The following is a 13,079-nucleotide window of genomic DNA, read 5'->3' on the forward strand; positions in this document are numbered from 1 at the left end:
GAATATTTGGCTGATTATCATGATTTGCTGGCAGGAATATTAAGGACGCTTGTAGTATAATAATAAGCAAGGTAATAGTTAATGGCTTGAAAACAAAGAATCGAGGGATTTTTATGGCACAAAGGTTAGCGACTGAATATGTCAAAACCTGCCTCCAGTTAACAGAAGCCGATATGTTGAAGTTTTTTCAAATGTTTGTTGACCATGGCGTGACACTGCAAGTCAAAGTTTTGGAAAACGGGAATCAAGAAGTTGTTTTCCAAGATGGCGAAGGTCAAGAAATCGTCCTTTCATTTGAGAAGAAATCGGGCCTATATGAATGCACAGGATCCTGCAGATTAAGTAATACCTTATTAGCTAATTTAATGCGTAAAGCAGTATCGGAATTCAAAGGCAGCGCGAAAGTCAATCGGATTTATCCAAGCTACACCATGGTTTATTATTATGAACGCGGAACCGTTGTGAAGATCGAGGAAATCAAAGGTCAACTTTTAACAATTGTCTATGAACACAAAGATACCATTGGTCTTATGCAGATGATGTTCCAGAAGAAGGAAGTTGAGCAAGAGATCGAAATGATCTACGATCAAATCAATCATCTTCTTGACATGCGAAACATGCTGCAGGCTAGGGATGAACACCAACAGATCGACATTCGCCTCAATGAACTGACACATCGTTTGTTCGTATTGGAGGCATAATCACCCATACATGCTGTATTTATGGAGACCCATTTTTGGGTCTCTCTTTGTTTTCAGGCACATGCAATGGCCTTGCAACATAATTTAGATATGGCGTCGATGTGACAGTTGGCCTTTAACAAAAAAAACTATTGCATTTCTCGTCGATAGATGTTATTTTTATTCTCGTTGAAACAATATAGGAACCAGGATTCACTCAGGACATTGAATGTTGCGAGAGATTATACCCTCGGGAAGTGAATGACGTAGGTCCTAGCGGATGAAATTTTTACACACATTTTATTCCTAGGAAGGGGGAACCGAAAGATGGAAACAGAATACTCAACTTTCGGAAGACACGTTGCTGTTGATACTTGGGGGGTAGATTTTGAACTTCTGAACAATGCAGAATGGCTGCAAGCTCAGATGGTCGAAGCTGCCGAGGTATGTGGAGCAACTGTTTTATCTGTACAATCCAAGCAATTTGAACCACAAGGAGCAACAGTTCTCGTAATGTTGTCCGAGAGTCATCTCTCCATTCATACTTATCCTGAGAGAGGTTTTGCCGCACTTGATTGTTATACTTGTGGTGAGACAGTCGACCCTCAATTAGCAATCGACTTTATGGTATCCGTTCTAAAACCAGAAACGTTCTATGCGAAGAAACTTGTTCGCGGAATGGGTGAACTACAAGTAGAAACTCCTGAAATAAAGCAAGCAGAGCTTGTTAAATAAAATTCTGCACATTAATGATAACGATGACCACGGAGAAATCCGTGGTTATTTGTTTGTTCAGACCCCCATACAATGATATTGGTGATACATGTCCAATTCAATTGGAGTGGGGGAAGAACTTTGAAACAAAAGCTAATCCGAAAAACGGTGCTGTACGTCGTTGTTCTCTTCTTAATCATTTGGCCTGTGTATCAACTCGTCCAAATGTTAGGCCATCAGAAGGAAGACCACGATGCCACACATTTGCTGTTCCAAGTATCCTTGTTCCAAATGGAAATATTGAAGAGCTCTTTAGAAGAAGCCTTGCAGAGTAAGAGTACCAATGAGCTCGATCCCGTGAGGAGAGCGCTATACTCAGCGGAATACACGCATGAGCGGCTGATTTTGGCAGCAGGGGGTAAAGAGGAGTTGGACTCCCTTAGCTTCATGAACCAATTAACCCAATACATACAGCGGTTGCAGCTTGGTGGAGCCAGAGCTTTGAAAGCAGATGAGACAGTGACATTGAAGGAAGCCCAGAAGCAATTTGGAGAGATGTATGAAGTCTATGCGAAAATGATGGCTTCGAACGGCGATATCATTTCATCGCAGAACACCGAACTGTCGAAATTAGATCGGGAATTGACTTCCTTTTTAAGAAAAAAAGGGCTGCAATAAGGGATTCTCTTCCTAAGAGGTATAGAGGAGCACAGAGCTGTTAAAACTAACGATCAGAACCCAAGCATTCATAATTTATTCAAATATTTTGTCGGAATGTCTGATTTGCTGTGCTATAATGATTCTAAATAGAAGGAAAGGCAGGTGGTACCCATGCATATTATCGCAGTAGGTTTGAATTATCGGACAGCCCCTGTAGAAATTCGTGAGAAGTTTGCTTTCTCAGATCAAGATTTACCGAAGGCAATTGCGGAACTGAAAGAAACGAAAAGCATCTTGGAATGTGTCATTGTTGCCACCTGCAATCGCACCGAAATTTATGCCGTCGTGGATCGTCCTCAGCTGTGCAGTCATTACTTGACGCATTTTCTTGAGCGTTGGTTTCATGTGACGAAGGATCAGTTCCAGAAGCATTTATATAATTATGAGAATGAAAAGGCAATCGACCATTTGTTCCACGTAACAACTGGACTTGATTCGATGGTCATCGGGGAAACCCAGATTCTCGGACAAGTGAGAGATGCTTTTTTAGCGTCTCAACAATTGAAAGCAACAGGTTCTTATTTCAACACGTTGTTTAAACAAGCGATCACACTTGCTAAGAAAGCACATTCGGAAACGGGCATTAGTAATAACCCTGTCTCCATCAGCTACGCAGCCGTAGAACTCGGTAAACGGATTTTCGGAAGCTATGTGAACAAGACGATTATGATTATTGGTGCGGGCAAGATGAGCGAGTTGACCGTGAAGCATCTATATGCAAATGGTGCCAACAAAGTTATCGTTGTGAATCGCACGTTGGAAAGAGCTATGGAGTTAGCTGGCAAATGGAGCGGTGTGGCTTGTACGCTAGAAGAAATGCCGGAATATTTACCTGAGGTTGATATTATCATTAGCTCGACAGGAGCTCCTGGATACGTTCTGACGAAGAAGGACATTCAAACGTATGTGCAAAAGAGAAAATCTCGCCCGCTCTTTATGATGGATATCGCGGTTCCTCGGGATCTGGATCCAGAGATTAGCGGTTTGCCGAATGTGTTTCTTTACGATATTGATGATTTGGAACATATTGTGGATAAGCATTTGCAGGAGAGGAAGAAAGAAGCGGCTAAGATTGAAATCATGATCACGTCGGAGATCAATGCTTTTGATCAATGGACGAAGACACTTGGTGTCAGTCCGCTGATTAGTGCCCTGCAAACGAAAGCGAATCAAATTCACGAAGAAACCATGGAGAACATGCTGAATAAGCTGACTGATCTGGATGAGCGTGAAATTAAAGTAATACGCAAATTAACGAAGAGTATTGTGAATCAAGTGTTGCGTGATCCGATTCTAAGAATCAAAGAAATGGCCGGAGAGCGCCATGGTGACGAAGCATTGGAAATTTTCACGAAGCTATTCGCATTAGAAGATACGCTTAAACAACAAGAACAGGCAGATCAAATAGCACAAGAGCTAGAGTCTCACTTCAACAAAGTGGAAAGCAAACAAACAATGGATGAGAAGTTGTCTGTTCGTGGTTTGCAGAACGCGGATATTCTAGCCCCATCTTGATAATAAGGCGCTAACCGCCTAGGAGAGGTGCCATGGTTACACGTAGCTGGTTGTTTGATGCGATGATTTATATGTATGCCCTGAGCCTACTGTTTTACTTTTCGGATTTCGCCAATGCGAACCGGAGTGCGAAACGGATGGGGACGGGGCTGCTTTTGTTTGTATGGGTTTTGCAAACTGCTTACTTGGCTATCAGTTTATATGGTCATTTGACAGAATGGGCTTTCGTTCGATCTGACGTTCTTTTTATGTTTTCATGGCTGATTGTCACGATATCGTTGGTCATCAACCGTTTCTTCCGAATTGAATTGTTCGTATTTTTTGTAAATGTACTTGGTTTTGCAATCCTTGCACTGAATATATTTGGAAATCCGAATGTCGTGCCGATCAAGTCCAATTGGGACATTAATGATGAGCTATTATTCATTCATATTTCGCTTGCGATTGGCAGTTATGCCGCGTTTTCAATTGCTGCTATTTTTTCAGGGATGTACATATTTCTACATGCAAGGTTAAAAAGTAAAAATTTCTCTCAAGCGGTTATGAGACTGCCGTCACTTGAGAAAATTGAACACTATACGTATTTGTCGGTCATTATCGGAGGGCCGTTGCTTCTCATGGCTTTAAGTCTTGGTGTGGTATGGGTCGTGCTTGAAGGAAATCGGAATCTGCTTTACGATCCCAAAGTAATTAATTCTTTCTTCGTATTGGCAGCATACTCGTTTTATTTATTTCAACATAAATCCATGCGGATTTCAGGGAATAGGCTAGCGGTATGGAACCTTGCAGCTTTCTGCATCGTCGTATTGAATTTCGTTGTTTCCAACCTTGTATCTGATTTTCATGGGTGGATATGGAGTTAATGAGCTGGCAGTATCCGTATCCCATTATGATGAATTTAGCGAATAGCAAGTGCCTGATAATCGGCGGTGGGCGTATTGCTGAACGGAAGCTGCGCTCGTTGTTGCAAGCTGGGTCCATCGTAACTATAGTCAGTCCAGATTTCACGACGGGTATACGAGAGCTTGCTCTTCAACCGAATGTGATCGTACACAGGCAATCTTATCACCCGTCACTTTGGAAAGCTGATAGCGAGAGACGCTTTACATTAGTCATTGCAGCAACGAATGATGCACAAGTGAATAAGCAGATCGCACGGGATGCGAATAGCTTTGGGTGCCTCGTCAATATTGTGGATCAACCTGAGCTTAGTTCCTTTATTTTACCTTCTGTTGTGCGCCGGGGTAAGCTGGTGATTACAGTGTCTACAGGAGGAGCAAGTCCTTCAGCGGCTCGCAAAATTGCCAAGGAGCTCGACAATGCTTATGGTGATGAGTATGAAATTTATTTGGATTTTCTTACCGATACCCGCCTGTTGATTCAGAGTCGTGTGACAGATAAAGAAGCTCGACAACGATTATTTAAAGAAATGCTGGCCTGGGATCTCATGAGTTACATTCGTGAGGGAACCTTTGAAACTTGGAAACAGCAGTTTACTACGGCATTACATAATACCGTTTGGATGCAAACGCAAGAGCAGGGAGAGAGTGAACTGCCTTCTTGGTCTTTCATCAGTGAGATTAGGCAGCACGTATAGGAGGCGGAGACGTATGAGAACGATTATTGTAGGGACAAGACAGAGTGCCTTGGCACTGACGCAAACAGGACAAGCAGTTGAACTCTTGAAGCAGCTTGCTTCTGAACATGGCATCGAATGTCAATTTGAAATTAAGAAAATTGTAACCAAAGGCGATCGTATTCTGGACGTCACGTTATCCAAAGTCGGTGGCAAAGGCTTGTTCGTGAAGGAAATCGAACAAGCGCTGACAGACGGGGAGATTGACATTGCCGTTCATAGCATGAAAGACATGCCGTTCGAGCTTCCGGAAGGCCTTATTGTAGGCGCGATCCCGAAGCGCGAAGATCCGCGCGATGCGCTGATCACGCGCGGGGCTGGATCGCTGGACGAGCTGCCGCAGGGCGCGCTCGTCGGCACAAGCTCGCTGCGCCGTGCTAGCCAGCTGCAGCATCACCGCCCGGACCTCCGGATCGAGTCGATCCGGGGCAATATTGATTCGAGGCTGCGCAAGCTCGAAGAAGAGAACTTCGATGCGATTATGCTTGCCGCTGCCGGTCTGCACCGGATCGGCTGGCAAGATCGCATTAGTAGCTACTTGCCGCCCGAGCTATGCCTCCCTGCCGTAGGGCAAGGAGCGCTGTGCATCGAGTGCCGCGGCAACGACGCTTTCGTGCTGGACTTGCTGGGCAAGTTCCAGCATGAACCAACGGCGCTCGCTGTGCGAGCGGAGCGGGCTTTCCTCGGCAGACTCAACGGAGGCTGCCAGGTGCCGCTCGGCGCTTACGCGAGCGTCGAGAACGGCAGCGGGGACGAAGCCCCGCTGCTGACCCTCACGGGCATGGTAGGGACGCCTGATGGCGTGACCATGCTGAAGGAAACGGCTTCCGGGAACGATCCGGAAGCGCTGGGTTCTCTCGTTGCGGATATGCTCATCGCACAAGGAGCCGAGAAGATTTTAGCTGAGGTGAGGGAGTGATTGCTGTGAACAAAGGAAGAGTTTTTCTTGTTGGAGCGGGTCCTGGCGATCCTAAGCTCATCTCGGTACGTGGGATGGAAGCGATCCAAAGAGCAGATGTCATCGTATATGATCGACTGGCGAATCCACGCTTATTGAAGCATCGTAGACCAGAAGCAGAACTCATCTTTGTTGGCAAGCTGCCAGATAAACACATTTTAAAACAAGAAGAAATCAATCAGTTGCTTGTGGATTTGGCGTTACAAGGCAAGATCGTAACACGTCTCAAAGGTGGTGATCCGAGTGTATTCGGACGCGTCGGGGAAGAAGCGGAGCTTCTAGTGGATAACGGGATAACCTATGATATTATCCCAGGAATCACTTCTTCGATTGCTGTTCCTGCTTACGCAGGTATTCCGGTTACGCATCGCGATTTCACTTCATCAGTTGCCATTGTAACGGGCCATGAGTATCCGAATAAAACGTATTCCAGCTTGAATTGGGAACATCTGGCCAAAGCAATTGGCACGATGGTGTTCCTGATGGGTGTTGCCAATTTGGAGCAGATTTGCCGGGAATTGATTCGTTGCGGGAAGCCCCCAGAAATGCCTGTTGCCTTAGTTCGTTGGGGAACTTGGGCAGATCAAGCGACGATTACAGGTACACTTGCAGATATCACAGATAAAGTCCGAGAAGCGAACTTCAAATCCCCGGCTGTCATTATTGTTGGTGAAGTTGTTAAGCTTCGTGAGAAGCTGGCATGGATGGAGAAGAAGCCGCTGTTTGGCAAGCGAGTGCTCGTCACGAGAGCTCGGAGTCAAGCGAGTGAGCTCGTGGATCTGATTGATGATTTGGGTGGAGAACCTGTTGAATTCCCCGTGATTCGCTTACAGGCGCCAAGTCGTCCAGAAGTACAGCAAGCCCTGGATTCAGCACTTGAGAAACTACAGGAATTCGACTGGATTGTTCTAACAAGTGTGAATGGCGTTGAATTCTTCTTCCGCAGAATGCGTGAGCTGCGTATTGATGTTCGTAAAATGGGAAATGCACGAATTGCTGCCGTAGGTCCTAAGACAGCTGAAGCACTTGCTGAGCGTGGTATCATGGCAGACGTGCTTCCAGCCAAGTTCCAGGGAGAAGGCATCCTAGATGCCATTCAAGGGGATTTGAACGCTGGTCAGAAGGTGTTATTGCCGACAGCGGATTTGGCTCGTGATTATTTACCTTCCAAACTGAAAGAGTTAGGTCTTGAAGTGACAGAAGTAGACCTCTACGAGAATGTGCTGACCACGGATGACGGGGACGAGATTATTCATCTTTTGCAAAATCAAAGCATTCATATTATTACTTTTACAAGCTCATCAACCGTTACAAATTTACTGGAAGCACTGAAGCAACTCGGTACGGAAGATCCGTTATCGCTGTTGCAGGGTGTCGAGATTGCGGTAATTGGTCCCAAAACGGCAGAAACCGTCCTTCAAGCTGGTCTGTCGATTACATATACGGCTAAGGAAGCGACTGTAGCTTCTTTGGTACAAAGTATGATTCAAGGAGGCGGAAATCCATCATGAGTTTTCCAATCGTACGTAACCGCCGCTTGCGCGGTAATGCAGCTATTCGTAATCTTGTTCGTGAAAATCAAGTAACGGTGAACGATGTCGTTCAACCTATCTTTGTTGCTCACGGTACAAATGTAAAGTCAGAAATTGCCTCGATGCCAGGTGTGTATCATTTCTCGCTAGACCGTGTCAAAGAAGAAATCGATGAAATTACGCAATTGGGCATTCAAGCGATTCTGTTATTCGGCGTACCTGATCATAAGGATGCGACAGGCACGTCCGCATTCATGGATGATGGTATCGTGCAACAAGCAACGCGCTTTATCAAAGAAATCAATCCTAACTTGCTCATTATCGCGGATACCTGCTTATGTCAATTTACGGATACAGGTCATTGCGGCGTCATTCATCATCACCCGATTACAGGGCAAGCGGATGTTGCAAACGATCCTTCTTTGGAACTACTCGTTCGCACGGCTGTTTCGCAAGCCAAAGCGGGGGCGGACATCATTGCTCCTTCCAATATGATGGATGGTTATGTGCAAGCTATTCGTACTGGACTGGATGAAGCTGGTTATGAAAACACGCCGATCATGGCCTATTCCGTTAAGTATGCATCAGCTTACTACGGTCCTTTCCGTGATGCGGCGCATTCCACGCCGCAATTCGGTGATCGGAAAACGTATCAAATGGATCCTGCTAATGGCCGTGAGGCGCTTCGCGAAGCATCAAGCGACGTGATTGAGGGAGCGGACTTCCTAATGGTGAAGCCAGCGCTTGCTTATATGGACATTATCCGTATGCTCAAAGATAACTTCGATTTGCCTGTTGTCGCTTATAATGTGAGCGCAGAGTACGCCATGGTGAAGGCTGCTGCTCAGCAAGGCTGGGTGAACGAAGAAGCCATTGTTATGGAAACAATGACGAGCTTCAAACGTGCTGGAGCCGACATTATCCTTACCTATTTCGCCAAAGATATCGCACGCTACTTGCAAAAGTAATGTATTCATGAACCATTTGTCCGCTGCGATCCTAAGCAGAAGGAGGGTGGTTCTTTTGTCATACTTTTGTCGCAATAGAGAAGCTTACGTTGGTTGTGAGAGGGGTATAATTAGGGCATAATGGATGAGAATAGATGGAAACAAGAGGAAGGTGCCTCATGAGTTATAACGATAATTTTATTAAAGCATGCCGGAAAGAAAAAGTTGATACGCTGCCTGTTTGGTATATGCGTCAAGCTGGCCGCTACGACCCGGACTACCGTAAGATCAAGGAAAAGTATTCCTTGCTTGAAATTTGCCAGCAACCAGAGCTTGCAGCTGAAGTAACCATGATGCCGATTAAAAAGCTGGGCGTAGATGCCGCGATTTTGTACTCGGATATTATGAACCCAGTGGCATCGCTTGGTGTTGATTTCGATATTGTGAAAGATATCGGTCCTGTCATTCATACACCGGTTCGAACGGCACAAGATGTTGAACGACTTCGTCCAATTGATGTGGAGAAAGACTTGTCCCACATTCTTCAAACGATTCGTATTCTAGATAAAGAATTAGAAGTACCGTTGATTTCATTCGCAGGTGCGCCATTTACGATCGCCAGTTATTTGATTGAGGGTAGACCCTCCAAGAGTTATATTCGCACGAAGCAAATGATGTATTCCGAACCAGCAGTCTGGTTTGCTTTAATGGATAAGCTTGGAGATATGGTCATTACGTATCTGCGTGCACATATCGCCAATGGTGCGAAAGCCGTTCAAGTATTTGATAGCTGGGTGGGGGCGCTCTCTCCAGCCGATTTCGACGTCTATGTACGTCCTACGATGATGCGGATTTTCAAAGAGCTATCCCATTTGAAAGAACCGAAAATTTATTTCCCAGGCGTTAGCTCAGGTGAGTTGCTGCCGTACTTGACAACGATTCAAGCCGACGTAATTGGCTTAGATTGGCGAGTGCCGATTTCCGTTGGTCGTGAAAGACTTCAGAACCGATATGCCGTGCAGGGCAATCTGGATCCTTATATTTTAACAGCACCAATGTCAGTGATTGAAGCGCAAGCGAAGGCGATTATGGATGATGGGATGAAGCAGCCAGGGTTTATTTTCAACCTAGGACATGGCTTGTTCCCGGAAGCATCGCTTGAGAAATTAAAGGAATTAACGACGTTTGTTCATTCCTACTCGCATTCCGTTTTAACCCAGCAAGCTGGAAAGAGTGGTGTTTAACATGGCCCCAAAACGTATAGGTGTCTTAGTCATGTCGTATGGTACGCCGGAAAGTTTAGATCAAGTAGAAGCGTACTATACCCATATCCGTCGTGGTCATCCGCCTACCCCTGAACAATTGCATGAATTAACAACGCGTTATGAGGCTATTGTTGGTGGCTTCTTCCCGTTGCGTGAAAATACGAATAAACAAGTCAAGGGGCTCGAAGCTACGCTTCGTCAGGAGCATCCTGAGCTTGAATTTGTCTGTTATCAGGGCCTTAAGCACGCTCAGCCGTATGTTGAAGATGGTGTTGAGCAGATGGTTAAGGATGGCATCACTGAGGCAGTAGGTGTCGTTCTAGCTCCTCATTATTCGACAATGAGTGTTGGCGGCTATGTGAAGAGAGCGAAGGATAAGGCGGAAGCGCTAGGACTTAACATAACGTTCGTACTGGATTATCACCTTCATGAGAAGCTGCTGGATGCGCTGCAAACGCGGGTAGAGAAAGCTTTGGGGAGATTTGCTGAAGCGGATCGAGATAACGTGAAGGTTATCTTTACTGCGCACAGCTTGCCAGAGAAAATTCTGGAAATGAAGGATCCGTATCCGGATCAATTGCTAGCTACTTCCAAAGCGCTTGCTGATCGGGTTGGTCTTACGAATTGGCAGTTCGGTTGGCAGAGTGCAGGCCAGACCGCAATGCCTTGGTTGGGTCCGGACATCATGGATGTCATGCGTATGATTAAGCTAGAAGAAGGCGTGGATAAGATTCTCCTCTGTCCAATCGGTTTTGTTTCTGATCATTTAGAAGTACTTTATGATATCGATATTGAAGCTCAAGGATTGGCCAAAGAGCTTGGAATTCATTTGGAACGTACAGAGTCACTCAACACCGATCCGCTATATATGGAAACACTAAGTGATGTTGTCTACAAGAAATGGCAAGAGGCAGCTGGTTCGCAATGAGTAACAACGTGCCTCATTATATGATTATTGGCGGAGGTATTACGGGGCTCAGTGCTGCTTTTTATTTGAAAAAACAGATGACGGAGAATGAAGCCAGCGGAGGTGGCCCCTTTCGTATTTCTGTCGTTGAGAAATCTCCGTCATTTGGCGGGAAAATTCATACGATTGGGCACGACGGTTTTGTGATTGAAAAGGGTCCTGATTCCTTCCTAGCTCGTAAACGTCCCATTATTGATTTGGCTTATGATTTAGGCATGGAAAATGAGCTGACAGGGACGAATCCGAAAGCGAAGAAAACGTATATCGTTCGTGGGAGAAAACTTCATAGGATGCCTCCTGGCTTGGTTCTAGGAATCCCGACTCAAATGACACCTTTCATGAAGACAGGCCTTCTCTCGCCACTTGGCAAGCTGCGCGCTGCGATGGACTTGATTTTGCCAAAGAGGGATATTGCTGAGGATGAATCACTTGGACATTTTCTGGAGCGCCGACTCGGTAAGGAAGTGCTTGAGCGTATTGTTGAGCCGCTGCTTGCAGGGATTTACGCTGGGGATACGTATAAGCTGAGCTTGAAATCCACCTTTCCGCAATTTCGGGCTATGGAGCAGAAGAATCGCAGTCTAATTCTTGGGATGATGGCAAGCCGGAAGAATGTGACGGAGGAAAGCGCGCATTTGCCTGCGGCTGTTCGTAACTCGGTATTTGTCACGTTCAGACGAGGACTGCAATCGTTAGTAGAAGGTCTAGTAGATGCGTTAAGTACAGTGGATTTACGTGCGGGCATTGGCGTTGTGTCAGTACGTCGTGTAGCGGCTGGGCAAACGGAAGTTATCTTCGAGGACGGTCATCGTGAAGTCGTCGACGGAGTCATCGTGACCACGCCAACGTATCAAGCGGCAAAGCTGCTTTCCGAACTCCCGGCGGCAAGCAAGCTAGCGAAGATTGACTATATATCTGTAGCCAATGTCATTATGGCGTTCGATCGTAAAGATATACCATTTGAACTAGATGCCTCGGGTTTCCTTGTTCCTAAGCATGAGGGGTATACCATTACAGCGTGTACGTTAACGTCTGCCAAGTGGCTGCATGCAGCCCCAGAAGGCAAGGTGCTGCTTCGTTGTTACATTGGTCGCGCTGGCGAGCAGGAATGGCCGGCATGGTCTGATGAACAATTAATCAGTAAAGCGCGTCAAGATATAGGTGATCTGCTTGGAATTACGGCTGAACCTAGTTTCGTTGAAGTGACAAGATTGATGCATTCCATGCCGCAATACCCCGTAGGCCATTTAGAAGCGATCGCGGACTTCAACAAAGAATTGACTGCAGCCATGCCGCGCGTACTGGTCACGGGTGCAGGGTTTCATGGTGTCGGGCTGCCGGATTGCATAAGGCAAGGCAAAGAAGCGGCAAAGCTGCTTGGAGATCTTGTTCTGAGACATGCATGATAAATAATAAGCAACTGCGTGTTTGTTAACGGAGCTTGGTCAACTCTAAAGTGAATTCACTTGGAGAGATCATTAGGATCTTCTTCTCTTCGAGATCGCGAATGACTTGCATGAGCGTTGATTTCTGAACACCAGCGAGTTGAGATATTTCATCATAATTAAGAACAAGCTTAATGACGATTGTGGTTCCTTTACGAAGGCCATGCGAGTTCGCCATTTTGATTAAGCTTTTGATAACCCGTGTTCTAGCATCGACGAACGTTAAGTCATAAACTTGTTGGTTGGTGTCCCGCAACCGATTACTGAGTTCTTGCATGATGCCTAAGCTAATGTCAAAATGATTACGAAGCAAATCAAGGAAGCTTTGGCCTGTAATCGTAAGGAGTGTGCATTCTTCCAAGGTTTGGGCTGAGGCAGAACGCGGTTTGCCATCGATGAGCGAAAGCTCTCCGAAGCTTTCTGTGCTTTTGCAGATCGTCAGTATTTTCTCCTCGCCAGAGGTACTGGTTGTGTAGATCTTAACGGAACCGCTGAGGACCATATAGAAAACAGAACCGAGTTCTTTTTCCTGAAATAGGATTGTACCTGATTTATAAGTACGTCTTGTACAAATTTCAATAAGCGCGTTCAATTGATGCTCGTTTAGTTGGGCAAACAAAGGAACTTTCTTGATTAGCTCTAGCATAGGTTGTACCGCCTTTATAGGTAGTTATGGGTAGGATATGACCTCATTTTATCA

The 13,079-nt window shown here is 45.7% G+C and carries 13 protein-coding genes; 12 read left to right on the top strand and 1 reads right to left on the bottom strand.

Annotated elements, in window-relative coordinates; translation table 11 throughout:
* The first annotated feature begins 113 nt into the window (after positions 1 to 113).
* The 12 genes from A8708_RS16750 to hemG all read left to right on the top strand — a co-directional run bounded on the left by A8708_RS16750 (position 114) and on the right by hemG (position 12,340).
* Complete coding sequence (locus A8708_RS16750) at positions 114 to 701, top strand: non-ribosomal peptide synthetase module (RefSeq protein WP_068665424.1); 588 nt, start codon at positions 114 to 116, stop codon at positions 699 to 701.
* 306 nt (positions 702 to 1,007) lie between these two features.
* Positions 1,008 to 1,415: an adenosylmethionine decarboxylase gene (gene speD / locus A8708_RS16755; protein WP_056610310.1), complete on the top strand. Its 408-nt coding sequence runs from the start codon at positions 1,008 to 1,010 to the stop codon at positions 1,413 to 1,415.
* A gap of 120 nt (positions 1,416 to 1,535) precedes the next feature.
* Positions 1,536 to 2,072, top strand: coding sequence for a hypothetical protein (locus A8708_RS16760; protein ID WP_068665426.1), 537 nt, complete (start codon positions 1,536 to 1,538; stop codon positions 2,070 to 2,072).
* Positions 2,073 to 2,225: 153 nt separating this feature from the next.
* Complete coding sequence (gene hemA / locus A8708_RS16765; RefSeq protein ID WP_068665428.1) at positions 2,226 to 3,629, top strand: glutamyl-tRNA reductase; 1,404 nt, start codon at positions 2,226 to 2,228, stop codon at positions 3,627 to 3,629.
* A 32-nt stretch (positions 3,630 to 3,661) separates the two neighbouring features.
* Positions 3,662 to 4,492, top strand: coding sequence for a cytochrome C assembly family protein (locus A8708_RS16770; protein ID WP_068665430.1), 831 nt, complete (start codon positions 3,662 to 3,664; stop codon positions 4,490 to 4,492).
* Positions 4,493 to 4,521: 29 nt separating this feature from the next.
* The gene (locus A8708_RS16775; RefSeq protein WP_204787570.1) at positions 4,522 to 5,226 is read left to right on the top strand and encodes a precorrin-2 dehydrogenase/sirohydrochlorin ferrochelatase family protein; all 705 of its coding nucleotides are present in this window, start codon (positions 4,522 to 4,524) and stop codon (positions 5,224 to 5,226) included.
* Between the two features lie 13 nt (positions 5,227 to 5,239).
* Positions 5,240 to 6,184: a hydroxymethylbilane synthase gene (gene hemC, locus A8708_RS16780; RefSeq protein ID WP_068665434.1), complete on the top strand. Its 945-nt coding sequence runs from the start codon at positions 5,240 to 5,242 to the stop codon at positions 6,182 to 6,184.
* A 5-nt stretch (positions 6,185 to 6,189) separates the two neighbouring features.
* Positions 6,190 to 7,734 carry a uroporphyrinogen-III C-methyltransferase gene (gene cobA, locus A8708_RS16785; protein ID WP_068665654.1) on the top strand — a complete coding sequence of 515 codons (1,545 nt, stop codon included), beginning with the start codon at positions 6,190 to 6,192 and terminating at the stop codon, positions 7,732 to 7,734.
* Positions 7,731 to 8,723, top strand: a complete 993-nt coding sequence (gene hemB, locus A8708_RS16790) for a porphobilinogen synthase (protein ID WP_068665436.1) — start codon at positions 7,731 to 7,733, stop codon at positions 8,721 to 8,723. Before cobA ends, hemB begins: the two co-directional genes overlap by 4 nt.
* 158 nt (positions 8,724 to 8,881) lie before the next feature.
* Entirely contained in the window at positions 8,882 to 9,946 is a 1,065-nt protein-coding gene (gene hemE, locus A8708_RS16795) for a uroporphyrinogen decarboxylase (protein WP_068665438.1), read from the top strand.
* A gap of 1 nt (position 9,947) precedes the next feature.
* Entirely contained in the window at positions 9,948 to 10,895 is a 948-nt protein-coding gene (hemH, locus tag A8708_RS16800; protein ID WP_068665439.1) for a ferrochelatase, read from the top strand.
* Positions 10,892 to 12,340 carry a protoporphyrinogen oxidase gene (gene hemG, locus A8708_RS16805; protein WP_068665441.1) on the top strand — a complete coding sequence of 483 codons (1,449 nt, stop codon included), beginning with the start codon at positions 10,892 to 10,894 and terminating at the stop codon, positions 12,338 to 12,340. The genes hemH and hemG overlap by 4 nt, the downstream gene beginning before the upstream one ends.
* 25 nt (positions 12,341 to 12,365) lie before the next feature.
* Here hemG and A8708_RS16810 read toward each other — a convergent pair whose 3' ends face one another.
* A complete protein-coding gene (locus A8708_RS16810; RefSeq protein ID WP_068665443.1) occupies positions 12,366 to 13,025 on the bottom strand; it encodes a Crp/Fnr family transcriptional regulator in 660 nt (219 codons plus the stop codon).
* Positions 13,026 to 13,079 lie beyond the last annotated feature (54 nt).

The sequence above is a fragment of the Paenibacillus oryzisoli genome, assembly GCF_001653565.1.
GTDB classification, from domain to species: Bacteria; Bacillota; Bacilli; order Paenibacillales; family NBRC-103111; genus Paenibacillus_E; species Paenibacillus_E oryzisoli.